Here is a 24,362-nt window from a genome sequence, read left to right as displayed (position 1 = left end):
CAGCGCCATGGAGCGACTCTCGTCGATGTCAGGCCGGCTGTTCATCGCCGCCGCGGCGTTCCTCCTACTGGCCATCCTCGCCGGATTCGGCCTCCTTGCGCCGGCGTCGACTCCCGGTCAGATATTCTGGGTACTGGCCTCGAAATCGACGCTGTCCTCGACGCTACGGCTCTCGGTCCCGATCGTGCTGGCCGCGCTTGGCGGCATCTTCGCCGAGAAGAGCGGCATCATCAACATCGGGCTCGAAGGCCTGCTCATCATCTCGGCCTTCGCAGCTATCTTCGGGGCCGACGCCACCGGCTCGCTGTGGCTCGGGTTCCTCATCGGCATCGTCGCGTCGACGCTGCTCGCTGCCGTGTTCGCCGTCGTCTGTATCGAGTTCCGCGCCGACCAGATCATCGCCGGCCTGGCCGTCTGGCTCATCGCGCTCGGCCTCGCGCCGTTCGCCTCGCAGGTGTTCTACGGCGGGCCGAACACCAGCAACGTCGGCACCTTCGATACGATAACAGTCCCGGCGCTGGCCGACATCCCGTTCTTCGGCGCGCTGTTCGACGCCTCGCCCGCGGTGTACATCATGTTCCTCGCCGTGGCGGCGTCGTGGTACGTGCTGAACCGCACCACCTTCGGCCGCTGGGTCCGGGCCGCCGGCGAGAACCCGAAGGCGCTGGACACCGCTGGCGTCGACGTGTCCCGCGTCCGCTACGCAGCCGTCCTCCTCTCCGGCGTCCTCTCGGGGATGGGTGGGGCCGCGCTGGCCATCAACATCGGCCAGTTCACCGGCAACGGCCCGACGATGGTCAACGGCAAGGGGTTCATCGCCATCGTCGCCTATCTGTTCGGCAACTACAACCCGGTCGGCGCGCTGCTGTCGACGACGCTGTTTGCCGGCCTCGACGCCGTCCAGTTGCGCCTCCAGACAGCCGATGTCATCGCCGTCCCCGATTCACTGGTCCAGGCCATTCCGTTCGTCGCCGTCATCGTCGTCCTCGCCCTAGTGGGCAAAACCCGCCTGCCAGAAGCCGCTGGCGAGCACTACGAGTCCGGCGAGGAATGAGCTAGACACAACCTTCTCTGGACTTGTTTCTGCCCGCAGCAGTTGATCAAATGCGAACAGCCAGAAAGCCCCCGCACTATCGACTCCCGCGGCTTGCTGCGCCCTTCACTCACTGCGTTCGCGCCAGTGCTTGCTGCGCCGGGGTTCGCCGATGGTGCGGCCCCTTTCAGTCCCGCCCAGCGTGGATTGGCCAACCGGCTATGGGTGGGGATGAAAGGGGCGAGGCGCTGGGCGTTCGAGATCGTCCGAAAATCTTCGATTTTCGGGATGATGAGAGAGCTCTGCTCTCTCGGACCACGACACAAGCACCGCAACGAAGTGAGGAGCGAGGGACCTGCGGTCCCTCGGAACGTGCGAACGGCGTTCCGCGCCGTGAGCAGAGAGCGCAGCGAGCCGCAGGAGCCCAGCGCCTCGGGACTTTCTGGTAGCCACTGGAAGAGAATAGTCCAATCCTAGCCGAACACTCATGTGCGCGGCAGGCACAGGACGAGGTAGCAAATGTCGCGCCGATATGACCACGCCCGGGTTCAAGAATACTGGCAGCAGGCCTGGGAGCGAGACGGAGTGTTTGAATGCCCCACTGACGCCGAGAACCCGACGTACGTGTTGGGAATGTTCCCCTATACCTCTGGCTCGTTGCATATGGGGCACATCCGGAACTACGCCATCACGGACGCGTATGCTCGGTACCGGCGGATGGCCGGCGACGACGTGCTTCACCCGATGGGGTGGGACGCGTTCGGCCTGCCGGCGGAGAACGCGGCCTACGAGCGGGACACGGACCCCGAGTCCTGGACTCGGACGTGTATCGACCAGATGAAAGCCGACCTCCGGGAGATGGGCTTTGGCTACGACTGGTCCCGGGAGATCACCACCTGCGACCCCGAATACTACCAGTGGAACCAGTGGCTGTTCACCCAGTTCTACGACGCGGGGCTGGTCGACTACGGCGCGGCGACGGTGAACTGGTGTCCGGACTGCGAGACAGTGCTTGCCGACGCACAGGTCGAGACGCCGCCGGAAGCAGACGAAGGCGAGACGACCGCCGGCACCGGCCACAGCCACACCCACGGCGGCGGTGTCTGCTGGCGCTGCGGGACCGGTGTCGAGCAGCGCGACCTCGACCAGTGGTTCTTCGCCATCACCGACTACGCCGAGGAGCTGTATCACGGACTGGACGACCTGGAGGGATGGCCCGATGGCGTGCGGGACAGCCAGCGCAACTGGATTGGCCGTCAGGAGGGCGCACGCGTCGCGTTCTCCATCGACCACGACGACCACGACACTGTCGAGGCGTTTACGACGCGGCTCGACACGGTGTACGGCGCGACGTATCTGGCGCTCTCGCCCGGTCACGACCTCGCGCGAGCGCTGGCCGAGGCGGACGAGGCCGTCGCCGACTACGTGGAATCAGTGGCGAGCACGGATGACGCCGGGATGAGCGGCGTCGAGACGGACCTCACCGCGACCCACCCCTACACCGGCGAGGAACTGCCGGTGTACGTCGCGGCGTACGTGCTGGATGACGTGGGAACAGGCGCGGTCATGGGCGTGCCGGCCCACAACGAACAGGACCACGCCTTCGCCGACGAACACGACCTGCCCGTCGAGCAGGCTGTCGAACCGGTCGACGGCAGCGGGACGGACCTGCCGCACGCGCCCTACACCGGCGACGGGATGCTCACGGACAGCGGCGAGTACGACGGGCTCGCCAGCTCCGCCGCCCGCGAGCGCCTGCGCGAGCACGGGGCCGCCGAGTCCGCGGTGACCTACCGCCTGCGGGACTGGCTCATCTCCCGGCAGCGCTACTGGGGGACGCCGATTCCCATCGTTCACTGCGACGACTGCGGCCACGTCCCGGTTCCGGAAGACGACCTGCCGGTGGAACTGCCCGACTACGTCCAGACGACCGGCAATCCCCTCGATGCGGCTGAGGAGTGGAAGCAGACGACGTGTCCCGACTGCGGGGCCGACGCGGTGCGAGAGACGGACACGATGGACACGTTCGTCGACTCCTCGTGGTACTTCCTGCGATACTTGTCGCCGCATTTCGAAGATGCCCCCTTCGACCAGGAAACCGCCGACGAGTGGCTCCCGATCGACGTGTACGTCGGCGGCGAGGAACACGCGGTGCTCCACCTCCTCTATATACGCTTTTTCACTCGTGCCCTGTCGGATATCGGCCTGCTGGACCGTGAAGAGCCCGTCGAGCGGCTCATCAATCAGGGAACGGTGCTCCACAGCGGCGAGAAGATGTCCAAGTCGAAGGGCAACGACATCGCGCCCCACGAGTACGGGGCCGAGACGACGCGGCTGTTCGTCCTCTCGGCGGCCCACCCCTCCCAGGACTTCGAGTGGACCGTCAAGGACGTCTCGACGGCCTACGACTTCCAGCAGACGCTGTACCGACTTGTCACGGAGTACACTGACAGAACCGAGACACGGACCGAAAGCACCGACCACGACGCGTACCTGGAGCGGGAAATCGACCGGACTATCGCGGCCGTCACCGAAGAGTACGACCGCTTCCGGTTCCACCGCGTCATCGGCGAGCTACAGCGGTTCGCCCGGCTGCTGGGGCGCTACGCGGGCTACGACCGGCCCTACCAGTTCGCCTACGGTCGCGGCCTGCGGGTGCTCGCCGGCCTCGTCGCGCCTATCGCCCCCTTCCTCGCCGAGGAGATGTGGCAGCTGCTCGACGAGGACGGCCTCGTCGCCGAGAGCCGGTGGCCGGAACCGCTCCGGGACGTGGACGACTACCGCATCGAGCGCCAGGTCGTCCGGCAGACCCTCGACGACGTGCGCGAAATCACGGAGGTCGTCGACATCGAGGCGCCGAACGAGATCGAACTCGTCGTCGCCGCCGACTGGAAATACCGGGCCTACGAGATCGCCCGCGAGTCCGACCCCGGCGACGCCATCGTTGGCGAGATCATGGCCGACGACGACATCAAACAGCACGGCGACACAGCCGCTGACTTCGCCGACCGGCTGGCCGACCGCGGCGCGGGACTGGAACCGATTATCGACGGCGAACGCGAACTCAACACGCTCCAGCAGGCCGCGTGGCTGTTCGAAGACGAGTTCGGCTGTGACGTCGTCGTCCGGCGGGCCGCACCCGACGACGACCTCGCGGCCAAGGCGCGACCGAACAAGCCCGCGATCCACATCTCCTGACTACTCGGTCGCGGCCGTCGTTTCCGCCTGGGCGGCCTCGTGGGCGTCGGTAACCGAACCGACTAGACGTTCCTGCTGCTCGTGGTGTATCAGATGCGAGCGACAGTCACAGTCAGAACAGCCGAAGGCGTCAATGCGGTCGAATCCGTCCGCCGTCGGCCCGTCGACCCGCCTTGCGACGGCGCACTCGATGTCGGCCTCGGTCGTGATGACCCGGTCGACAGTCGTTGCCGCGTCGCCGAGCAGATAGTCGATGTGCCAGTGCCGGGTGTCGTTGTCGCCGGCGGCGACGGCGCGGTGGCGGTCGATGCGCCCGAAGCCGCCGCTGCCCAGCGCACTCCCGGTGTAGGCGTACCAGCCCGCCGGGAACTCGATTTCGCCCAGCGCGCCGACCTCGATTGGCCTGCTGGTGTCCCGTTCGAGAACCAGCGTGTAGGTTCCGCCAGGCATGTCCCCTCAGGTCCCGATATCGGGGTCAGCGGCGAGTTCGCCGAACCCGTCGATACGGAACGGCCGGGAGTCGGTGCAGTCCTCATTTTCAGCGGCGAGTTCGCCGATGACCCAGTTGAACTGGCGGTCGAACCCGTCGTAAGGCGCGTCCGCGAGCAGGTCGGTGACGCGGTCGCTCGTCAGCTCCTCGTCGTACTCCTCGGCGAAGTCGGCGATGTTCTCGGCGGCCGTCTGTGCGATTTCGTCATCGGTCTCGTCTGCGAACGCCGCGGTGAGGGCGTCGGTCAGTTCGGACATACGCGACATAACGCGACGATGCCACCTATGCGTTCTGAAACAGAGGGCTGTCCGAGCGTTTCTTGTGTTGAGAGCGACAATATCGGCACAATGAAGCCGTTGCGACAAAGCCCAACCGTGGTCACGCTGGCGGTCATCGGTGCTGTGTTCCTCGCACAGCAGGCCGTCGGCGTGGTGACCGCCCCGCGGAGCCTGTTCGCCCTCTCGCCCCCGTTGTTCAGTCGTCCCTGGACGCTCGTTACAAGCGTGTACGCACATGCTGGCCTGTCACATCTCCTCGCAAACGCCGTCGGATTGGCTCTCGCCGGCGTCGTCCTCGAACGCCGGACGTCGCCGCTCCGGTTCCACGCTTTCTTCGTTTCGACCGGTGCACTCGCCGGCGTCTCACAGGTTTCGATTACCAGTCTCGTCGGCCCGCTGGTCCCCGGGATGGTCAGCCACGTCTCCGTGCTCGGGGCCAGCGGCGCGGTGTTTGCCCTCTTCGGCTACCTGCTCGCTGCCAACCGCCTGACCGACACTGTCATCGGGGGCTTCGAACTCGCGCCGCGCGTCCAGTTGGCGCTGGCCGGCATTGTTGCCGCCGCGATCACCCTCGCGACCGCGAACCCCGGCGTCGCGCTTATCGCACACTTCACCGGCCTGTTGTTGGGGTTCCTTGCCGGGCGCGTCCACCTGCTGCGGCCGACGGACTCGTCACAGATGCCCGAGGCCGCCAACTACTGAGCAGCACGTCGTTCCGAGACAGCTTCGCCACGCCCGTTCTGATAGGACGCTGCTGATACAACTGGCCCCACACTTCGTAGGTGCCTGGTAACAATATGTACTGAGTGCGTAGCGCAGTGTATGTGGGACAGTGACATAGAAACGGCCGACCCACCGCTGGGGAGGTGTCCGGTCTGTGACGTGAGGATTCCCGCAGCGAATCTCGTCATCGCGTACGACACGGCCGGCGACTGGCCGCGGATGCTCGCGACGTGTCCGGATTGTGAGGGCGCGGTGAATCCGGTGTGATTCCTGCTGGAACAGACATGACAGAAACCGTGGACGTGAATATACATAGACACGCCGAAGCGGCCGCCTATATGTGTAACAACCACCGATTAGGTGCGGTATACTGTTGTTTCGACCAATGATACCAAGGCCAGACAGGGTGAGTGACAGTGGGGTCATCGAGCAGCGATAGCCCCCCGCTGCCCCAACGGAGCGACACCGATAGATTACGACCGACGGACGCCGGCCGATACCTCGACACGCTCGTGTTTGCGGTCCACGGAGTCTGGACCGTGACGCTCGTCGGTGTCCGACCGTTCGCGTTCTGGGGAGCCGTACTACTGCCGCTGTTGTATCTCCCGTCGCTCTACGGCGTCGGCACCGGACAGGATACGGCGCTGTTCCTCGAACTTGTTGCCTGGCACGTCGCTTCTATCGTTCTCGGACACGGGCATACGCCCTTCTGGAGTCGATAACTCGATACGCCTGGGTTCACCAGGATCATTTGATATTCCGTCACACTTCCACACTCCACTCGAAACAATGGGGGTATGGTGACGGTTCACGACCGGTTTGTCAACCAACGAAAACCTGCTCGTCAAGCCGCTCGGTGGCTGTCTCGGCCAGCGTCTTGAGGTTCACTGTATCCTCCCGGTTGTACGACACCAGCGTTTCGAGTGCACCGTCTCGGCCCTGTTCGTGTTCCCGCCAGAGCCGCACCGCGTCCCGGCCAGAGATGTCCGGTCGGTCCCGTTCGATGCCGATGTCCTGCTCGACCTGCTTGAGGCCGCCGGAGAGCCCGATTTTCTTGCAGGTGTACATCAGGTCCAGATGTGGGCGGTCGAGATTGACATCGAAGTTCGCTTCGAGGAAGGGCACGTCGAATCGCTTGCCGTTGAACGTCACCAGCAGGTCCGCGCCGTCGAAGGCGGCCCGGAGGTTCTCGGCGGTCAGGTCGTCACCGGCGATGAGCGTCTGCGTCTCCCCGTCCTGATGGAGGCTCACCGTCGTCACCTGATTGCGGTCCTGATCGAGTCCGGTCGTCTCGATGTCGAAGAAACAGGCCCGCTCGCGGAAGGTCTCGTACAGTCGCCAGCGCTCGCTGCTGGGAAACGCGTGGTCGAAGTAGGACACGTCGGTTTCGGCCACGCGGTCCCGCCCCTCGTCAATGAACTGTTGGATTCGGTCGCCGCGCTGGCCGCCGACGACGGACGGTTCGAACTCGTCCCAGTGGGTGACGCCCTGCTCCCAGATGGACCGCTCGGTCTTCTCCCCGACGCCGTCGGTTCCGATGAAACTGTTCTCGACGCGCACGCTCTCGGGTACAGGTTGGGCTGTATGTAAGCCCGTCGGTGCGCGTGACAGGCCACCGGAGCGTCATGTCCCACCCCGCCTAATGTCCACACATCGGAAGGATGCTGTTGTACACTGATTGACTTTCCACGGAGACGACGACTGTGCTATCGCAGCTATCACACACTGACTGGGGCCGGCCGAACGTCCGCTCACAGAACGGACAGACGAACCGTACCGGGTCCGGGGTTTCGGATAGGGGCATGGCTTCGCAAGGAGTCCCGTATATGAGTAGCCAGCCGCTATGTGTATGCTACGCCCCTGATTCTGTTGCTACCTGTATAGCTGCCCTTCGTTGTGGGCGCTGCTGACGAGCGAAAGCACGAAGCCGAGCGACGCCACAGAGTAGCCCATGACGACGTTTCTGCTCGCCACCAACTCGGTCCACGTCACTGCGGCCGCCGCTGACTACCTCCAGAAGCGCCTCGATCCGGCAGCTGATGACGACATCGTCGTGGTCGCCGTCCGCGACCCCGATGCTCCGCCGCGTGACGCGGGTGACGCCGTCAACGTCGCCCGTTCTCGGCTCGCGCCGTTTATGCCCGTAACGGAAACGAAAGACGGTGAGCCCGTGACGGAGATACTGGCGGCGGTTGACGAACACGACCCGGACGAACTCCTCATCGGCCCGAACCGCGGGACCGACGACAGCGATGGTATCGGCTCGACCGCCCGGGACCTCCTGACCCGCGTTGACCGCCCGGTCATCGTCCTCCCATTTCCCTAGCGGGAGAACAGGCCGTCGTCCTCGAAGGTCAGGCCGAGGTCGACATCAAGCAGGTCCTCGGCCATCGCAGCGACGGTCGGTGCGACATCGGAATCGGGGTCCGTCGCAAGTGGTCTGGACGCGCCCGCGCCGATGTGCGGAACCGTGTGTGCGGCGTCCTCGACGGGTTCGCTGTCATCGCCGTGGACACGCGTCGCGACGACGGCAGAGGCCGGCGCACCGATGTCTCGAAGCCGGCCCTGCTGTCTCGGAAGGAGGTCGCCGCCGCGCCGGCTGGCTGGCACCACGAGCGCCCGCCGCTGTGCGGTCGTGGCAGCGGCGACGCCCTGATTCGACGCAATCGGCGGCACGTCGAGCAGGACGTGGTCGTAGCGACCGGCCACCTCCTCGATAACCCGTTCGAGCGTCTGTGCGCTCTCGGCCGTTTTCGCCCGCGCGAGGCGCTCGAACGGCGCGTGGGCCGGACAGAGCGCGACCCGCCCGTCGGCGTCGATATCCCACTCGAACAGCGCGTCGTCGACCGGCACGTCGCCGACGGCCACCGCAGTCACGTCGGCGTCGAGTCGCCCTTCGACGTACGTTGCCAGTCCCTGCGTGCCGAAGGCCGCGTCGACGACGGCGACGGACCGCCCACCCCGGGCCAGCGTCGCCGCCGTCTCGACTGTCAGCCTGGTCGTTCCAGCCCCACCGGTACACCCTACGAACGCGAGCGTCGGAACCCCCATGCGTCGCTGTTGGATTATCTTTCGATAAAAAGATACGGAATTTTACGCCTGTTCGGCCACGATATCGTCCTCGATGGCGTCCAGTTCGTCATCAGAGAGGTCGGGGCGGTCGTTGACCAGCGTGTGGATCGGCCGGCCGCCGTCGTCCTCGAATCGCGGGATGATGTGGCCGTGGACGTGCGGGACTTCCTGGCCGGCGACCTCGCCGTTGTTGAACGCGACCGTGCTGGCGGGGGCGTCGACCGCTGCTTCGACGGCGGGGACGAGTTCGTGCAGGGTCGACAGCACCTCCGCGGCCACGTCGGCGGGCGTGTCGTTCAGCCGTTCGTGGTGGGCCTTCGGGATGACGAGCGTGTGCCCCGGCGAGAGGGGATTTGCATCGAGGAACGCGAACACGGTGTCGTCCTCGTAGACGGTGCGGCTCGGGATGTCACCGGCGACAATCTGGCAGAAGATGCAGTCCTCGCTCATGGTCGTCCCTGTGTCCGGCGGTCACAAGAAGGTTCTAGGTGTCATCGACACTGGTGACCGTGTCGGCGATGGCCGCCGTGTACTCGTCGTAACTGTAGCCCAGCCGCGAGAGCCAGACCTCCTGATACGAGGGGTGGAGCAGCGGGACCACGGGAACGCTCAGCGCCTCGCTCTGCAGCGGGTCGAGCACGCTGTCGAGAAACCCGTCGAGGCTGTCGTCGTCCAGCGCCAGCACGGTCTTCGTCGCGTGCTTGCCGGTGGTCAGCACCGCCGCTGGCTCGATTGCTTCGACTTCCTCGACGAGGTAGGGGCGGCAGTTCGCCAACTCCGCGTCGGTCGGGTCGCGGTTCTCCGGCGGATGGCACTTCACGGCGTTGGTGTAGTAGCAGTCGTCGTGGCCGAACCCGGCGTCGGCGAGCACCTGCCGGATTTTCCGGCCGGAGCGCCGCGAGGTGTAGGCCATCCCGGTCAGGTTGCCGCCCCGCCACTGCTCGGCTTCCGGGTCGCCGTCAGCCGGTGCTTCGCCGATGACCACGAGGTCGGCCGACGGCGGGCCGTTGCCCCACGAGATACAGGTCCGGCTCTCGGCGAGTTCCGGGCAGCGTCGGCAGTCCTCTGTGAGGGCGTTTTGCTGCTCGTCGGTCGGGAACGCTGGCACATGCGCTGGCACGGCCGTCGGCGGCAAAGCCGTGGCGGTCGCCACCACAAGACGTTTATCGCCGGTGGCCGCTCCAGCATCTGTATGCCCTCCTACGAGTACCGCACTATCGAGGTTGACAGTGATGTCATGATCGCCGGACTCGGCGGCGAGGTCACGCCGCCGGTCGAACAACTGAACGAACTCGGAGCCGAGGGGTGGCATGTCGCCGCTCCGCTCACAGACAAGACCGGCGAGACGGTCAGCTTGCTCCTCCAGCGTGAGCGCGAGCCCTGAACAGCACACATACAACCGATTGTCCTTTATTGGAGGCGGCGAATGTGCCGGTATGGAACGTTTCGCCGCTGTCGACGACCAGTACAACCCCGACGCCGTCGAGGACGGGGTCTTCGAGTACTGGGACGACGTCGACGCCTACGAGCAGACGAAGGCCCACCGGGCCGACGGCGAGGACTACTTCTTCGTTGACGGGCCGCCCTACACCTCCGGCGCGGCCCACATGGGGACGACGTGGAACAAGACCCTGAAGGACTGTTACATCCGCTACCTGCGGATGCAGGGCTACAACGTCACTGACCGGCCGGGCTATGACATGCACGGCCTCCCCATCGAGACGAAAGTCGAGGAGCGCCTCGACTTCGAGAACAAGAAAGACATCGAGCAGTTCGGTGAGGAGAACTTCATCGAGGAGTGCAAAGACTTCGCCGAGGAGCAACTCGAAGGCCTCCAGACGGACTTCCAGGACTTCGGCGTCTGGATGGACTGGGACGACCCCTACAAGACGGTCAATCCAGAGTACATGGAGGCCGCCTGGTGGGGCTTCCAGCAGGCTCACGAGCGCGGCCTCGTCGAACAGGGCCAGCGCTCTATCAACCAGTGTCCGCGCTGTGAAACTGGCATCGCCAACAACGAGGTCGAGTACCACGACGTTGGCAAGCCGTCGATTTATGTGAAATTCCCTCTGGCGGACCGCGAGGGCGAGCGGAGCGAGACCTCGGAACGAGCGAGCGGTGAAACCGCGAGCCGCGAGGGCAGTCTGGTCATCTGGACGACGACGCCCTGGACAATCGTCGCCAACACCTTCGTCGCCGTCGACGGTGACCTCGACTACGTGGGCGTCGACGCTGAGAAAGACGGTGATACCGAACGGCTCTACGTCGCCGAGGCCTGCGTCGAGGACGTGCTGAAGGCCGGCCGGTACGACGACTACGAGGTCGTCGAGGAACTGTCCGGCGAGGAGATGGTCGGCTGGGCGTACGAGCACCCGCTGGCCGAGGAAGTGCCGGACCACGCCCAAGGCGAGGGCTCTGGGCAGGTGTACACCGCCGACTACGTCGAGGCCGACCGCACGGGCCTCGTCCACTCCGCGCCCGGCCACGGTGAGGAGGACTTCGAGCGCGGACAGGAACTCGACCTCGAAATCTTCTGTCCGGTCGGGAGCGACGGCGTCTACACCGACGACGCGGGCAAGTACGCAGGGACGTTCGTCCGCGACGCCAACGACGAGGTCATCGACGACCTCGACGAGAACGGCGTCCTGCTCTCCAGTGAATCTGGCCACACCGTCCGCGAAGGGCAGTGCTGGCGCTGTGACACCGACATCGTCCGTATCGTTACCGACCAGTGGTTCATCACGGTGACCGACATCAAGGACGAACTGCTTGCGAATATCGAGGACAGCGAGTGGTACCCGCAGTGGGCGCGAGACAACCGCTTCCGGGACTTCGTTGAGGACGCGCCGGACTGGAACGTCTCGCGGCAGCGCTACTGGGGCATCCCGATCCCCATCTGGCTCCCTGAAGACTGGTCCGGTGACATGGACGACGCCATCGTCGTCGGCGACCGCGAGGAACTCGCCGAGCGGGTCGACCAGGACATCGACCCCGAAAACGTCGACCTCCACAAGGGCACGGTCGACGACCTCACCATCACCGAGGACGGCACGACCTACACCCGCGTCGGCGACGTGTTCGACGTCTGGCTCGACTCCTCCGTGGCGACGTGGGGGACCGTCGACTACCCCGAACAGACTGAGGACTTCGAGGAGCTGTGGCCTGCCGACCTCATCATGGAGGCCCACGACCAGACCCGCGGCTGGTTCTGGTCGCAACTGGGCATGAGCACCGCCGCCACCGGTGAGATTCCGTACAAGCAGGTGCTGATGCACGGCTACGCCAACATGCCCGACGGTCGCGGCATGTCCAAGTCCAAGGGCGTCCTCATCGATCCCCACGAGGTCATCGAGAAGCACGGCCGCGACCCGATGCGGCTGTTCCTGCTGTCGGTGACTGCCCAGGGCGAGGACATGAACTTCTCCTGGGAGGAGACCGCCGAGATGCAACGGCGGCTCAACATCCTCTGGAACGTCGCGCGCTTCCCGCTGCCGTACATGCGTGCGGATGATTTCAATCCGGAGGAGACCACAGTCGAGGATGTCCGCGAAGACCTCGAACTCGTCGACGAGTGGGTCCTCTCCAGGCTTCAGACCGTGACCGAGGCGATGACCGACTCGATGGACGACTTCGAGAACGACAAGGCGGTCGACGAACTGCTCGAATTCGTCGTCGAAGACGTCTCTCGCTTCTACATTCAGGTCGTCCGCGAGCGGATGTGGGAAGAAGAGGACAGCGCCTCGAAGCAGGCCGCCTACGCCACCCTCTATCGCGTGCTGGAATCGGTGGCCGCGCTGTTCGCCCCGTTTACGCCCTTCGTCGCCGAGCAGGTGTACGGTGCGCTCACCGGTGATTCGGGGCACCCGACGGTCCACATGTGCGACTGGCCCGAGGTCGACGCCGACCTGCACGACCCCGCGCTCGAACGCGAGATCGAGGTCGTCCGCGAGGTCGAGGAGGCGGGCTCGAACGCCCGCCAGCAGGCCGAGCGCAAGCTCCGGTGGCCCGTCACCCGCGTCGTCGTCGACGTGGACAGCGACGACGTGGCCGACGCGGTCCGCGCGCAGGAAGCTATCATCGCCGACCGGCTCAACGCCCGCGCTGTCGAGGTCGTCGGCGCTGACGACGAGTGGGGCGAACTCCAGTACTCCGCCGAGGCCGACATGAGCGAACTCGGCCCGGCCTTCGGCGACGACGCCGGCCGCGTCATGAACGCGCTCAACGAGGCCCGCGTCGCCGAGCAGTCACTCGATACCCTCGAAGGTACAGTACGCGAGGCGCTCGGTGAGGACGTCGACCTCACCGAGGAGATGGTCGCGTTCCGCCGCGAGACGCCCGAGGGCGTCACCGGGACGGAGTTCGCTGCGCTCGATGGCGGCGGCGTCGTCTACGTCGACACCACACTCACCGAGGACATCGAGAGCGAGGGGTACGCCCGCGAGGTCATCCGTCGCGTGCAAGAGATGCGAAAGGACCTCGAACTCGATATCGAGGAGCGCATCGTCGTGGACCTGGCAATCGACGACGAGCGCGTGGATTCGCTGGTCCGCGAGCACGAGGCGCTCATCAAAGAGGAGGTTCGGGCTGACGAACTCGGCGGCGTCGAGGACGGCCATCGAAAAACGTGGGACGTCGAAGGGATTGAGATGGAAATCGCGATAGCACCGGTCGCCGCGGCTGAGGCGTCGGATTAAGCGGCACGCAGTCGCGTTACAACGAGCGGGGTTTTTTGCCCCTCGTGTTTCAGCACCGGTGTCTACAGCTCTTCGGCGACGACCGGTGCGGCGCTGACCTCGCTGACGGCGCGTTCAAGCGTGTCCGTGCCGTAGACGGCTTCGACGCCGGCGCTGTTGAGCTTCGTCAGGGCGTTGCTGGCGAGCATCGGGTGGATACAGGTGACGAACACCCGTTCGGCGTCGCGGTCGTCGAGGACGCCAACGGACTCGCTCATCGTCGACCCCGTGGCGATGATATCATCGACCAGCACCACATCACGGCCCTCGACCGGCGCGTCGCTGGGGCTGATCTCGATGTCGCCGGTGTCGTAGTCCCGATCCTTCTCGAAGAAGTCCGTCTCACCCTCGCCGTACGCGTCTCGGACCGTCGTCGCGAGGGCGATTGCGCCTTCGTCGGGCGAGAGAAAGAGGGGGTTCGTCAGGTCCGCAGGCAGCGGGTCGGCGAGAACACTCGCCGCGTCGACGTTGGTGGCTGGCACGTCGAAGAAATCACAGACGGCCGGTTCGTGGGGATTTACGGTCAGTACACGGTCGGTTCCCGTCGAAATGGCGCGGGCCATCGCCCGCGAGGAGACCGGTTCGCCAGGCTTGAATGCCTCGTCCTGACGGGCGTAGCCCATGTACGGGATGACGGTGATGACCTCACTCGCGCCGCTTTCGCGGGCCGCGTCCTGCAACTGGAGCAACTGGAGGTGCGCGTCGCTGTCGACAGTGGATGCGACGACGACGGCACGCTCACCGGAGACGGCTTCGGGCACCCGGACGACGTGCTCACCGTCGGGAAACCGTTCGTACTCGACCCGTCCAAGCCGCTCGCCCGTCGCCTCGGCGAGGGTCGCCGCGAACGCCTGCGTGTCCGCCCCGGGGATAATCATGTGCGGTGGGTGGCTGTCCGGGCTAAACCTCTTTTCGATTCCCCGACATCGTGGCTGACTCTCCCTTCAGACAACTGTGCATTGTAATTGACACCCATAGCGACAACACTCACGTAACTTGTGTGATCATGCCTATTTTCCGATACAATGATATATTTTCATAATATTATTTACAACTAGATGAGGTATTTATCTCTGCTCGATTCCAAAGTACGAACAGCGCAGTCCCTCCAAAATCATGAAGGTATTACATTTAGATGACGAACCTGATTTTGCGGATTTGACCGCCCAGTTCCTCGAACGGGAAAACGAACGGCTCGAAGTTCAAACGGCAACGAACGGTACTGACGGTCTTGCGATTCTTCGGGCGGAGAACATCGATTGTATCGTCTCGGACTATGATATGCCAGTAATGGACGGGCTGGAGTTCCTGGCTGCAGTCCGCGAACAGTCTCCTGACCTGCCGTTCATCCTTTTTACTGGCAAAGGGAGCGAAGAGATCGCGAGCGAAGCTATCACGGCCGGCGTGACGGAGTACATCCAGAAAGAGCATGGGACTGACCAGTACGCGATCCTGGCCAATCGAATCACGAACCTTGTCGAACGCTACCGTGCCGTCCGTACAATCGACCGTAGCTACAGGGCGATGAAGACTGCCAGCGAAGGGATCAGCCTCATCGACCCGGACGGGACGTTTTCGTATGTGAACCCTGCCTTTGCGGACCTATTTGGATACGAGCAGGATGAACTGGCCGGCGAGCCCTGGACAATTCTGTACCACGACGATGAAGCGGACCGGCTAGAGAACGACATCATCCCAGCGGTCAAAGAAAACGAGTACTGGTCGGGTGAAACAGTTCGCCTGATGAAAGACGGCGACAGGCTCGTTACGAACCATCGCCTGGCTCACGCTGACGACGGGGTACTCGTGTGTACGGCGCGGGACATCACCCCCGAACGGACGCAGTTGGTGGGACAGAGCACTCAGTTCGACGTTCTTATCGATGCCATGGACGACCACGCCTTTTTCACCCTCGACCATGAGGGCTACGTCACTCGCTGGAACGACGGTGCTCAACAATTCACTGGCTATAACGCGGAGGAAATCATCGGAGCGCACGTTTCGACGTTCTTCGAGGAGTCTGATCTGGCGAACGGCCTTCCCGAGCAACTCCTCGATACCGCGAAAACAGACGGGACCGTCTCCCACGAAGGGTTACAGATCCGTCAGGACGGCACGCGCTGCTGGACAGACATGACGCTCTCTGCGAGCTTTGACGAGTCCGGAGCGCTCCGTGGCTACGGCATTATTTTGAAAGAGGCCGACAGACAGCAAATACCGCAGTAAGAGTGCATGGACGCCGGTCGATACTGATCTATTGCTATGAAGGCCGGATAGAACCGCGAAGTCCCGCTTAGATACTACTGATCGAATCAGGCCACAGCGACGCCAACGACGTCGGGGACGCCCAGCGAGCGCTGTCGCCAGCCGCCCTGTCCGTCGGCGGTCGCCTCGGCCGCGGTTGCGACGAGGAAGGTCCCGTTCTCGGTGATCGCGTAGGTGTCGTCGCCGTAGGTCACGTCGACGACGCGCTCGGTCGCTGGCAACGTGCAGGGCTCCCACGCGCCGGCTGTCAGTTCGTACAGGCCGTCCGCCGCGGCGGCATGGACCTGCTCACCGTCGCTTGCAACTGCCAAGTGTCGGCCCGACCGGACCTCGGTCCACTCGCCGTCGCTGTCGGTGCTCCCGCTTTCGTAGCGGTACAGTCCGCTCTCGGTCGCGGCGTAGTCACCGGCCACGTCGACCACGTCCACCAGGCCGAGTCGGTCGAGCGACGGGAGGGCGTACACGCCCTCGGCCGCGGCGAGGCGGTCGCCGTCGATGGCACGGACGTCCGCGACCTCGCCGATATCTCGCCACTCCCCGCTGTACCGAGCGACGCGGCCGTCGCCGGCTGCGAGCAGTCCGTCGCCGTCGTAGCCGACGGCGGTGGCTGGCCCGAACCCAGTCGGAACGAAGCCGTCGTCGGTCAACACGAGCACGTCCTCGTCGGTGGCGACCGCGACTTCGCCGCTTGCGCCGGCCACATCACGGGCATTGCACCGTTCGCTCAGGCTGAACCGCCCGATCTGGCCGCCGGCCGTCTCGACGCGGGTGACGCCCAGTCCCGACGCGACGTACGCGTGGGTCTCCGGACGTTTCGCCCCGTACATTCGCTTCTCGGACAGTGCGATGTCGTCGTCGCTCACCTCATATCGCCTCTTTGTATGCTTCGAGCGCATTCTCTATGTCTTCACCTGTGTGGGCATCACAGATGAACTGTGACTCGAACTGGTTCGCCGTGAGGAACACGCCCTGGTCTTTCATCGCAGGCCAGAACAGGCGCTCCCACCGCTCGGTCTCGGCCTGTGTCACGTCGTGGCCGGTCTTCGGACAGTAGTCGAAGCGTGGACAGGACTCCCGCTGCCGGCAGCCAGCCTCGCAATGTCCGTCGAAGGAATCAGGCCCGTCGCGGGTGAAGATGACCTTGAACATCGAGTCCCGGCCGACGACGGTGTACTCGGGGGCCTGGTCTTCGAGGATGTCCTGCAGTCCCGCTCGGAGCCGGTCGCCGAGCTCGTTGACGTGGTCGTATACGTCGTGTTCAGCCGCATACCGTAACGTCTCCAGACCGGCCGCCATCGTCACGGGGTGGCCAGAGAACGTTCCGGACTGGAACACATCGCCGGCAGGGGTGAACTGCTCGATGATCTCGCTTTTGCCACCGATTGCCCCGACCGGGAAGCCGCCGCCGACAATCTTCCCGAACGTGGTGATGTCGGGGTCGATGTCGAACGCGCCCTGGGCACACTGGAGGCCGCCGACGCGGAAGCCGGTGATGACCTCGTCGAAAATAAGCAGGGAGCCGTGGTCGTCACACAGTTCCCGGAGCGTGTCGTGGTAGCCCTCGACCGGGTGGACGATGCCGTAGTTCCCGAGGATGGGTTCGGTGAGCACCGCGGCGATGTCGTCGCCGTGTTCCTCGAACACCTCGTGGGCGGCTTCCTCGTCGTTGAACGGCACGGTCAGGGTGTGCTCAGCGAAGCTCTCGGGGATGCCGGGGCTGGACGGGGCCGTGTGGTCGCCCTCGCCCTCGACCAGCGTGGACTCCTGTGCCCCGTGGTAGCCACTCTGCATCACGACGATTTTGTCCCGCCCCGTGTAGCCACGAGCCAGTCGGACCGCCGAGACCGTCGCCTCGGTCCCGCTGTTGACGAACCGCAGCATCTCGACACTGGGGACGTGCCGGGTGACGAACTCGGCCAGTTCGACCTCGACTTCGGTCGGCGCGCCGTACATCGGCCCCTCAGCGGCGTGTCGCTGGATGGCTGATTGGACCTGCTCGGGCAGGCTGTGGCCCAGCAGCAGCGGACCGTAGCCCATGACGAAATCGATGTATCGGTTCCCGTCGGCGTCGATGACGTGCCCGCCGTCCCCTTTCTCGACGAAGAACGGGTAGGGCCGTGTCGCTCGCACGGAGGAGTTGACGCCGCCCGACAGCACCGACAGGGCGCGGTCGTACAGCGCTCGTGACTGCTCGTGGTTCATACGCTGCCGTTTGACCGCTGTCAGAAAGAAACTGTTGTTAGCTCGCGGTCCCACCGACCTAGTGGACGGATGTCATGCGTTCACCGGTAAAATAAATATTTCGTAAAGAGTCACTGTTATACGGTGCGTATTCATCTATGTAATTACGATAATGGCATCCGAACGTACTTCGATATTATGCCAAATTGGACAAATGGGCGTCTTGACGGCGCGTGGGCGGCTGTGAGCGACTGGGTACCGACGACGTGTATGCGGTGTGCCGTTGGCTGTGGCCACATGCACCAGGGCGCTGACGAAGGGTACGGTATCGACGCTGTTCGTGGCGACGCCGCCCATCCGGTCAGTCAGGGACTCGCCTGTGCGCGTGGCCTCCGGGAGAGCAAGGCCCCCGACGGCGAGTGGCTCACCCGACCGATGGTCCGCAGCGACGGCGAACTCCGTCAGACCCAGTGGGACGTGGCGCTGGCCCGCGCGGTCGAGGGGCTTCAGGCCGTCCACCAGCGGGACCCCGATTCGGTCGCCGTCCTCGGAAGCGGTCAGCAGACCAACGAGGCCGCCTACGCGCTGGGGAAAGTCGCCCGCGGCGGCTTCGGGACGCGCAACTACGACGCCAACACGACGCTGTGTATGGCCAGCGCCGTCACCGCCTACTACCAGGCGTTCGGCAGCGACGCGCCGCCGTGTACGTACGCCGACATCAGCGGCGCCGACCGACACGTCGTCTGGGGGGCGAACCCGGCGGTGGCCCACCCGGTGATGTTCCGCTGGATTCAGCAGTCCGCCGGCGCGGACGGCGTCGAAATCATCGTCGTCGACCCCGTCCGCTCCGAGACCGCAGAGAACTCCGAGCACCACGTCGCGCCCGACCCGGGGAAGGACCTCGCGCTGGCCCGGGCCGTCCTCGCCCGCATCGTCGAAACGGGGCGGGTCGACCGCGAGTTCGTCGACGCAGCAACCGAGGGATTCGACGACCTGCTCGCGACCCTGCCCGACGCCGCCGACGCGGCAGCCGAGGCCGGTGTCGAGATGGCCCAGGTGGACCTGCTGGCCGACGCGATGGACCAGCAAGCGCTGGTCTACTGGGGCATGGGCATCAATCAGCACGTCCAGGGGACCGAGACCGCCCGGGCGCTCATCGACCTGACGCTGGCGACGGGGAACCTCCGGCCCGGTGGTGGCCCGTTCTCGCTGACCGGCCAGGCCAACTCGATGGGGACCCGCATCTGCTCCTCGAAGGGGTCCTGGCCCGGCCAGCGGGCCTTCGAGGATCCGGACCACCGCCGCCTCGTTGCCGACCACTGGGGCGTACCGGTCGACCGCCTCCCCGACGACACCGGCCCCGGCCCTGTCGGGATGCTCGAAGGCGAGCCAGACGCCGTCTGGGCCGTCGCCACCAATCCCGTTGCCGGGATGCCCGAGGCCGACTCTGTGCGCGAGACGCTCGAAGACGCCTTCGTCGTCGTGCAGGACGCCTTCCACACCGAAACGACGGAAATCGCCGACGTGGTCCTGCCCGCCGCGACGTGGGGCGAGAGCGACGGGACGACGACGAACATGGAGCGGACCATCTCCCGGGTCCGGTCGGCGACTGACCTGCCAAGCGGCGTCAGGCCGGATCTGGACATCATCGCCACCATCGGCTCGCGGCTGTTCCCCGGCCTGTTCGAGAGCACGTCGCCGGACCCCTCGGACGTCTTCGACGAGTTCACCGCCCTCACCGAGGGGACAGTCGCCGACTGCTCGGGCATCACCTACGAACGCCTCGACGACAGCCACGCCGTCAGGTGGCCCGCGCCCGACGGGGTGAGTTCGGGCGGCTACCGCTACTACGACGACGAGTCGTGGTCGTTCCCCACCGCCTCCGGCCGCGCACAGTTCTCGACGGGCCGCCAGGAGTCGCTCCCGGAGCCGACCGACGACGACTACCCGCTGACGCTGACCACGGCCCGCGAGGCCGACGGGTATAACACCGGCGTCCGGTCCCGCGGGGGTGAGGCCGGTCCGCTGGTGGCCCGCATCCACCCCGAGACCGTCGAGGAACACAGCGGCCTCGTTACCGACGACCGGCTGACCGTCGAGACCCGCCGTGGCTCCGCGACGGTCGCCATCGACCGCGACGAGGGCGTCCCCGAGGGGATGGTGTGGCTCCCCATTCACCACCCGGCAACGAACCGGCTGACGCTTTCGGACCGCGACCCCCAGTCCGACGAACCGAACTTCAAGCAGTGTGCCGCCCGCCTCGTCGCCGCCGAGGCTGAACTCCCGCCCGCCACGGCCGACTGAGCCGATATCGGGCGCGGCCCCGACGGTTCGTCGACACGCGCTTCTCCATCGCCGTCCGAAGTAATCTAAATATGTCCAATTATTCCCCCGTCCGCTGGGCGTTCAATGTCCTTAAACAGGGGATATCCGATGATATATTTGCGGTCTATCCACTCAGGCTGGGTAGAATAGCCGTTCTGTAAACGGTTACTGTTATTAAATGGTGGGACTTTCGGACTTCATGTACTGATGTGGGCACACATCCAAAATAAAGGCGGATTGGTGAACAAAGTCTCGTTATCGACCGTGAACAATACCGCGTCCGTAACTGAGGTGTCGGCATGGGACTGATCAAGATGACGAAGTACCGGACGCTGTTGCTGGCGACTATCGGGTTCAATTTCTCGTTTCTCATCTGGTTCTCCTTTGCGCCGTTTACCGGCCCGATGGCAGAGGAGTTCGGGCTCTCGACCGCGGAAATCGGTATTCTCGCCAGTTCGGCCATCTGGATGGCACCGTTCGGCCGGATGCTCACCGGCTGGCTCTCGGATAAGTTCGGTGCGCCGGCCATCTTCGCCATCGTACTGGCCTACGTCGGCGTGTTCTCGATAGGGAGCGCCTTCGCACAGGACTACTCCGTGTTCTTCGTGTTGCGACTCATCGTGGCGACGGCCGGCATCACGTTCGTCATCGGCATCCAGCACGTCGCCGAGTGGTTCGAAGAGGAGAACCTCGGCCTGGCGGAGGGCATCTACGCCGGCGTCGGGAACGCCGGTGCCGCCGGCGGGGCGCTCATCCTGCCCCGTGTGTTCGGGTCCGGCTGGAACGGGCCGCTGTTCTCGACGAACTGGCGGGCCGCCTTCTTCTACACCGGCATCGTCTCCATCCTCCTCGCAATCGCCTACTACACGCTGGGCGAGGCCGCGAAAAGCGAGGCGAAACGCCAGGCGACCAAGGAGGACACCAACTTCAAGGGCTGGCTACACACGGCCACGCGCTACGGCACCGTCGTCCTCGCCGCCGCGTACATCATGTCCTTCGGCCTCGAACTGTCGATGAACGGGTGGCTCGCCACCTACTACCGCGAAGCGTTCAACCAGGACAACCTCGTCATCGCGAGCACCTTCGCGGCGACGTTCTCAATTGCCGCCGGCCTGCTCCGGCCCTTTGGCGGCTACGGCAGCGACCTGCTGGCCCGCAAGGAGAAGAACCTCCTGCCGTTCTTCAAGGGCCAGTACCGCGAACAGTGGACGTTCCTCGGGCTCTGTTTCATCGTGGTGATGATGTTCGCCATGACGCTGGCCGGACTCTCCGGGGTCCTGATGAACGCCGTCGTCATCGGCTTCCTCGTGGGCACGGGCTGTGCCTGGGCCGAGGGCGCTATCTTCGCGCAGGTGCCCGCGATGTTCCCGAACGACTCGGGTTCGGTCGCGGGCGTCGTCGGCGGCGTCGGCACCGTCGGCGGCATCGTCTACCCGCTGTTTTACTCCGCGCCGTGGCTGGCGAACCTCCACCTGGGGTACTCCGTGGCCGCCGTTACCATGATTCCGATTGTGTTGCTGTCTGCATGGGTGTTCCAGCCGGAAATCGCGAAAGTCGCTAACACGGCTGGGTTCGTCGGAAGCACGCAGGAAGGCACCACTGTCGCCTCCGGCGACGACTGACGCTCATCGCTCTCGAACGAGCCGTTCTTTCTCTTTTCCGCACGCGTGACGCACTGAACAGGCCGGTGTGTCGCGTCCCTCGTCGGTTCGGCTCGCGCGCGACTGACACCTCAGTTCTACGGGGTCGCGCTCCGGTCGGGCGAATCACGCCCGCGGAGCGTCCCCGACGCACAGTCCCGAACTCGACCGGACAACCGATTGCCGTCCTGCGGTTTCATCTCTGTCGACGGGGCAGTGTATAACCTCTTTAAACACCTCTCAGACGGTATAATTCTGGACGGCCATTTTCTAACGCTCTATTATTCTTTATTTCTTTAACGAATAGCGTTATAAGGAATCGACCTCAGTACTTAGACGTGAATTAGCGGACATTCAGATAGATATGAGAGATAAAAAACTACATCCATTAAGAACGGGGGCGCGCGAAGATGGCACATAAAAAGGAGGAGTACAAGGCGGAGCTGTACGGCGACGAGGTACGGGAGAAGTTAGAGGAGTTCGCCGAGAAGGGCTGGGAGTCGATTCCCGAGGACGAACGGGAGAAGTGGTTCTCGCGGTTCAAGTTCTGGGGGGTGTTCCACCACCGCGGCGGCCAGGAGTCGTATTTCATGATGCGGCTGACCAACTGCGGCGGCGTCCTGGAGCCCGACCAGCTTCGGGCCATCGGCGAGGTCGCTCGGGACTACGCGAAGGGACCGGCCGAGAACCCCGAGTTCGGGAACGGCTGGATCGACCTCACGACGCGACAGTCCATCCAGTTGCACTGGCTCAAGCTCGAAGACATCCCGGAGATCTGGGAGAAACTCGAAGCCGTCGGCGTCTCCTCGCGCTCGGCGGGCGGGGACACGATGCGGAACATCTCCGGCTGCCCGGTCGCCGGCAAGGCCGAGGAGTACGTCGAGTCCCGCCCGATTCTGGACGAGATTCAGGAGACCATCCGCGACGATAACGACCTGGCCAACATGCCCCGGAAGTTCAATATCTCGGTGACGGGGTGCAAGCAGGGGTGTGCCCAGGACAGCATCAACGACATCGGGCTGGAGCCGGCCCACAAGTTCATTGCTGGCGAGGAAGTCGAGGGGTTCAACGTCCGCGTCGGCGGCGGCCTCGGCGGCCGCGAACCGCGCGAAGCCCGTCCGCTCGACCTGTTCATTCGGCCCAAACACGCCGTCGAGACCGTGCGGGCCTTCGTCGAGTACTACCACGAAGCGGGCAACCGCCAGAACCGCTCGAAGAACCGCGCGCGCTTTTTCGTCGATGAACACGGTACTGACGCCATCCGGGAAGAACTCGACGAACGGCTTGATTTCGAGTTCGAAACCGCCGGGACCGACTTCCGCGGGGAGTACACGTACAACGCCGGCAAGCACACGGAGTACGGTGCCCACGACCACGTCGGCGTCTACGACCAGAAAGACGACAAGAACTACGTCGGCCTCTCGGTGCCGGTCGGCCGACTCTCCGCCGAGGACGCCATCGAACTCGCGGATCTCGCCGACGCCTACGGCTCCGGCGAGGTGCGACTGACCCGCCGGCAGAACCCGCTCATCATGGACGTACCCGACGGGAATCTCTCGAACCTCCTCAACGAGCCGCTGCTGGAGAAACACTCGCCCGAGCCGAACCCGTTCGTTCAGGGCGCGATGGCCTGTACCGGGACGGAGTTCTGCTCGCTCGCGCTCACGGAGACGAAGGCGCGGATGGCCCGCTTGCTCCGCTGGCTCGGTGACAACGTCGACGTGCCCGACGACGTGGACCGCATCAAGATGCACTTCTCGGGCTGTACGGCCGACTGCGGCCAGGCGATGACGGCCGACATCGGCTTACAGGGGATGCGCGCCCGCAAGGACGGCCAGATGGTCGAAGCCGTCGACGTGGGCGTCGGCGGCGGCATCGGCGAGGAGCCGACGTTCATCGAGTGGGTCCGCCAGCGCGTCCCTGCTGACGAGGTGCCGGGCATGATCGCCAACATTGTCGAAGCCTACGCCGCGCTTCGCTCGGAGGGTCAGACCTTCCGCGAGTGGGTCGACGCCACCGGTCACGAGACCATCGTCGAACTGGCCGAACCCCACGAGGTCCAGGGGTACACCGACCCGTGTCTAGCCGACGGCAAGCAGTCGTGGTATCCATTCGACGACGGCGAAAGCCCGGCCCCGACCGACGCCGAGGGCCAGCCGATTTCGGCGGACGACTGACCATGGCTGAGACAGACTGCCTGACCGACCACGACGGAGACGATCCGCCGGAATCCGCGGTCAAGGGGGTGGCATACGACGCGGAACCGGAGCTACTGGAGTAACGCGGCCCCGGCTCCGAACAGCCGGATACGCCGACGTGACGTGTCCGTCACAGCGCGTCCGTCTGCCTCTGACAGCTGGGGACTGCTCGTGTCCACGTCCCCGTTCGGTTCTCCGTTTGCCGTATTTTTCCGTTGCGCAGTAG

Annotated in this window: 21 protein-coding genes; 12 read left to right on the top strand and 9 right to left on the bottom strand. The window is 64.7% G+C overall.

Annotation, left to right across the window (positions count from 1 at the left end):
• Nucleotides 1-7 precede the first annotated feature (7 nt).
• Together HAH_RS14905 and leuS are read left to right on the top strand one after the other, a co-directional pair.
• Nucleotides 8-1,054 carry an ABC transporter permease gene (locus HAH_RS14905; RefSeq protein ID WP_014041667.1) on the top strand — a complete coding sequence of 349 codons (1,047 nt, stop codon included), beginning with the start codon at nt 8-10 and terminating at the stop codon, nt 1,052-1,054.
• Between the two features lie 498 nt (nt 1,055-1,552).
• Nucleotides 1,553-4,231, top strand: coding sequence for a leucine--tRNA ligase (leuS, locus tag HAH_RS14900; RefSeq protein WP_023843471.1), 2,679 nt, complete (start codon nt 1,553-1,555; stop codon nt 4,229-4,231).
• Here leuS and HAH_RS14895 read toward each other — a convergent pair whose 3' ends face one another.
• On the bottom strand, nt 4,232-4,681 hold the full coding sequence (locus HAH_RS14895; protein ID WP_014041665.1) for a GIY-YIG nuclease family protein: 450 nt from the start codon (nt 4,679-4,681) through the stop codon (nt 4,232-4,234). It lies immediately after the preceding gene.
• Nucleotides 4,682-4,687: 6 nt separating this feature from the next.
• Nucleotides 4,688-4,978, bottom strand: a complete 291-nt coding sequence (locus HAH_RS14890) for a hypothetical protein (RefSeq protein ID WP_023843470.1) — start codon at nt 4,976-4,978, stop codon at nt 4,688-4,690.
• A gap of 90 nt (nt 4,979-5,068) precedes the next feature.
• On the opposite strand from HAH_RS14890, the gene HAH_RS14885 reads away from it, so the two are divergent.
• The 3 genes from HAH_RS14885 (at nt 5,069) to HAH_RS14880 (ending at nt 6,444) form a co-directional block, all read left to right on the top strand.
• Nucleotides 5,069-5,701, top strand: a complete 633-nt coding sequence (locus tag HAH_RS14885) for a rhomboid family intramembrane serine protease (RefSeq protein WP_044952097.1) — start codon at nt 5,069-5,071, stop codon at nt 5,699-5,701.
• A gap of 120 nt (nt 5,702-5,821) precedes the next feature.
• Entirely contained in the window at nt 5,822-5,989 is a 168-nt protein-coding gene (locus HAH_RS20020; RefSeq protein ID WP_014041663.1) for a DUF7837 family putative zinc-binding protein, read from the top strand.
• A gap of 149 nt (nt 5,990-6,138) precedes the next feature.
• Nucleotides 6,139-6,444, top strand: coding sequence for a hypothetical protein (locus HAH_RS14880; protein WP_023843468.1), 306 nt, complete (start codon nt 6,139-6,141; stop codon nt 6,442-6,444).
• A gap of 100 nt (nt 6,445-6,544) precedes the next feature.
• On the opposite strand, the gene HAH_RS14875 is transcribed toward HAH_RS14880, so the two are convergent.
• Nucleotides 6,545-7,282, bottom strand: coding sequence for a ribonuclease H-like domain-containing protein (locus HAH_RS14875; protein ID WP_014041661.1), 738 nt, complete (start codon nt 7,280-7,282; stop codon nt 6,545-6,547).
• Nucleotides 7,283-7,673: 391 nt separating this feature from the next.
• Here HAH_RS14875 and HAH_RS14870 point away from each other — a divergent pair, with 391 nt between their 5' ends.
• Nucleotides 7,674-8,048 carry a universal stress protein gene (locus HAH_RS14870; protein WP_014041660.1) on the top strand — a complete coding sequence of 125 codons (375 nt, stop codon included), beginning with the start codon at nt 7,674-7,676 and terminating at the stop codon, nt 8,046-8,048.
• On the opposite strand, the gene HAH_RS14865 is transcribed toward HAH_RS14870, so the two are convergent.
• Genes HAH_RS14865 through HAH_RS14855 form a run of 3 tightly spaced genes read right to left on the bottom strand, consistent with a single transcriptional unit; the run spans nt 8,045 to nt 9,902 of the window.
• The gene (locus HAH_RS14865) at nt 8,045-8,773 is read right to left on the bottom strand and encodes a ParA family protein (RefSeq protein WP_014041659.1); all 729 of its coding nucleotides are present in this window, start codon (nt 8,771-8,773) and stop codon (nt 8,045-8,047) included. The genes HAH_RS14870 and HAH_RS14865 overlap by 4 nt on opposite strands.
• Nucleotides 8,774-8,815: 42 nt before the next feature.
• Nucleotides 8,816-9,244: an HIT family protein gene (locus HAH_RS14860; protein WP_014041658.1), complete on the bottom strand. Its 429-nt coding sequence runs from the start codon at nt 9,242-9,244 to the stop codon at nt 8,816-8,818.
• Nucleotides 9,245-9,278: 34 nt separating this feature from the next.
• Complete coding sequence (locus HAH_RS14855; protein WP_044952092.1) at nt 9,279-9,902, bottom strand: uracil-DNA glycosylase; 624 nt, start codon at nt 9,900-9,902, stop codon at nt 9,279-9,281.
• An 84-nt stretch (nt 9,903-9,986) separates the two neighbouring features.
• Here HAH_RS14855 and HAH_RS14850 point away from each other — a divergent pair, with 84 nt between their 5' ends.
• Complete coding sequence (locus HAH_RS14850; RefSeq protein WP_023843467.1) at nt 9,987-10,178, top strand: hypothetical protein; 192 nt, start codon at nt 9,987-9,989, stop codon at nt 10,176-10,178.
• 52 nt (nt 10,179-10,230) lie between these two features.
• Nucleotides 10,231-13,488: an isoleucine--tRNA ligase gene (ileS, locus tag HAH_RS14845; protein WP_014041656.1), complete on the top strand. Its 3,258-nt coding sequence runs from the start codon at nt 10,231-10,233 to the stop codon at nt 13,486-13,488.
• A gap of 62 nt (nt 13,489-13,550) precedes the next feature.
• On the opposite strand, the gene HAH_RS14840 is transcribed toward ileS, so the two are convergent.
• On the bottom strand, nt 13,551-14,405 hold the full coding sequence (locus HAH_RS14840; protein WP_014041655.1) for a ribose-phosphate diphosphokinase: 855 nt from the start codon (nt 14,403-14,405) through the stop codon (nt 13,551-13,553).
• A gap of 280 nt (nt 14,406-14,685) precedes the next feature.
• Between HAH_RS14840 and HAH_RS14835 the strand changes: the two genes are divergently transcribed.
• Entirely contained in the window at nt 14,686-15,753 is a 1,068-nt protein-coding gene (locus tag HAH_RS14835; protein ID WP_230458900.1) for a PAS domain-containing response regulator, read from the top strand.
• An 86-nt stretch (nt 15,754-15,839) separates the two neighbouring features.
• Here the strand turns inward: HAH_RS14835 and HAH_RS14830 are convergent, their stop codons facing one another.
• Nucleotides 15,840-16,655, bottom strand: a complete 816-nt coding sequence (locus tag HAH_RS14830) for an HVO_0234 family beta-propeller protein (RefSeq protein WP_014041653.1) — start codon at nt 16,653-16,655, stop codon at nt 15,840-15,842.
• Nucleotide 16,656: 1 nt separating this feature from the next.
• Nucleotides 16,657-17,994, bottom strand: coding sequence for a glutamate-1-semialdehyde 2,1-aminomutase (gene hemL, locus HAH_RS14825; RefSeq protein WP_014041652.1), 1,338 nt, complete (start codon nt 17,992-17,994; stop codon nt 16,657-16,659).
• 249 nt (nt 17,995-18,243) lie between these two features.
• Between hemL and nasA the strand changes: the two genes are divergently transcribed.
• From nasA to HAH_RS14810, 3 genes are all read left to right on the top strand, one after another.
• Complete coding sequence (gene nasA, locus HAH_RS14820) at nt 18,244-20,277, top strand: assimilatory nitrate reductase NasA (protein ID WP_014041651.1); 2,034 nt, start codon at nt 18,244-18,246, stop codon at nt 20,275-20,277.
• A gap of 320 nt (nt 20,278-20,597) precedes the next feature.
• Complete coding sequence (locus HAH_RS14815) at nt 20,598-21,920, top strand: MFS transporter (protein WP_014041650.1); 1,323 nt, start codon at nt 20,598-20,600, stop codon at nt 21,918-21,920.
• A 428-nt stretch (nt 21,921-22,348) separates the two neighbouring features.
• A complete protein-coding gene (locus HAH_RS14810) occupies nt 22,349-24,115 on the top strand; it encodes a nitrite/sulfite reductase (RefSeq protein WP_014041649.1) in 1,767 nt (588 codons plus the stop codon).
• The last annotated feature ends 247 nt before the right edge of the window (nt 24,116-24,362 follow it).

This window comes from Haloarcula hispanica ATCC 33960, from assembly GCF_000223905.1.
In the GTDB taxonomy this organism is placed as follows: domain Archaea; phylum Halobacteriota; class Halobacteria; order Halobacteriales; family Haloarculaceae; genus Haloarcula; species Haloarcula hispanica.
This window is presented reverse-complemented; position numbering and strand designations above follow the sequence as displayed.

Coding starts and splice junctions, on each gene's coding strand:
- HAH_RS14905 (WP_014041667.1), top strand. CDS start 8: ATGGAGCGACTCTCGTCGATGTCAGGCCGGCTGTTCATCGCCGCCGCG.
- leuS (WP_023843471.1), top strand. CDS start 1,553: ATGTCGCGCCGATATGACCACGCCCGGGTTCAAGAATACTGGCAGCAG.
- HAH_RS14895 (WP_014041665.1), bottom strand. CDS start 4,681: ATGCCTGGCGGAACCTACACGCTGGTTCTCGAACGGGACACCAGCAGG.
- HAH_RS14890 (WP_023843470.1), bottom strand. CDS start 4,978: ATGTCCGAACTGACCGACGCCCTCACCGCGGCGTTCGCAGACGAGACC.
- HAH_RS14885 (WP_044952097.1), top strand. CDS start 5,069: ATGAAGCCGTTGCGACAAAGCCCAACCGTGGTCACGCTGGCGGTCATC.
- HAH_RS20020 (WP_014041663.1), top strand. CDS start 5,822: ATGTGGGACAGTGACATAGAAACGGCCGACCCACCGCTGGGGAGGTGT.
- HAH_RS14870 (WP_014041660.1), top strand. CDS start 7,674: ATGACGACGTTTCTGCTCGCCACCAACTCGGTCCACGTCACTGCGGCC.
- HAH_RS14865 (WP_014041659.1), bottom strand. CDS start 8,773: ATGGGGGTTCCGACGCTCGCGTTCGTAGGGTGTACCGGTGGGGCTGGA.
- HAH_RS14860 (WP_014041658.1), bottom strand. CDS start 9,244: ATGAGCGAGGACTGCATCTTCTGCCAGATTGTCGCCGGTGACATCCCG.
- HAH_RS14850 (WP_023843467.1), top strand. CDS start 9,987: ATGCCCTCCTACGAGTACCGCACTATCGAGGTTGACAGTGATGTCATG.
- ileS (WP_014041656.1), top strand. CDS start 10,231: ATGGAACGTTTCGCCGCTGTCGACGACCAGTACAACCCCGACGCCGTC.
- HAH_RS14840 (WP_014041655.1), bottom strand. CDS start 14,405: ATGATTATCCCCGGGGCGGACACGCAGGCGTTCGCGGCGACCCTCGCC.
- hemL (WP_014041652.1), bottom strand. CDS start 17,994: ATGAACCACGAGCAGTCACGAGCGCTGTACGACCGCGCCCTGTCGGTG.
- nasA (WP_014041651.1), top strand. CDS start 18,244: ATGCGGTGTGCCGTTGGCTGTGGCCACATGCACCAGGGCGCTGACGAA.
- HAH_RS14815 (WP_014041650.1), top strand. CDS start 20,598: ATGGGACTGATCAAGATGACGAAGTACCGGACGCTGTTGCTGGCGACT.
- HAH_RS14810 (WP_014041649.1), top strand. CDS start 22,349: ATGGCACATAAAAAGGAGGAGTACAAGGCGGAGCTGTACGGCGACGAG.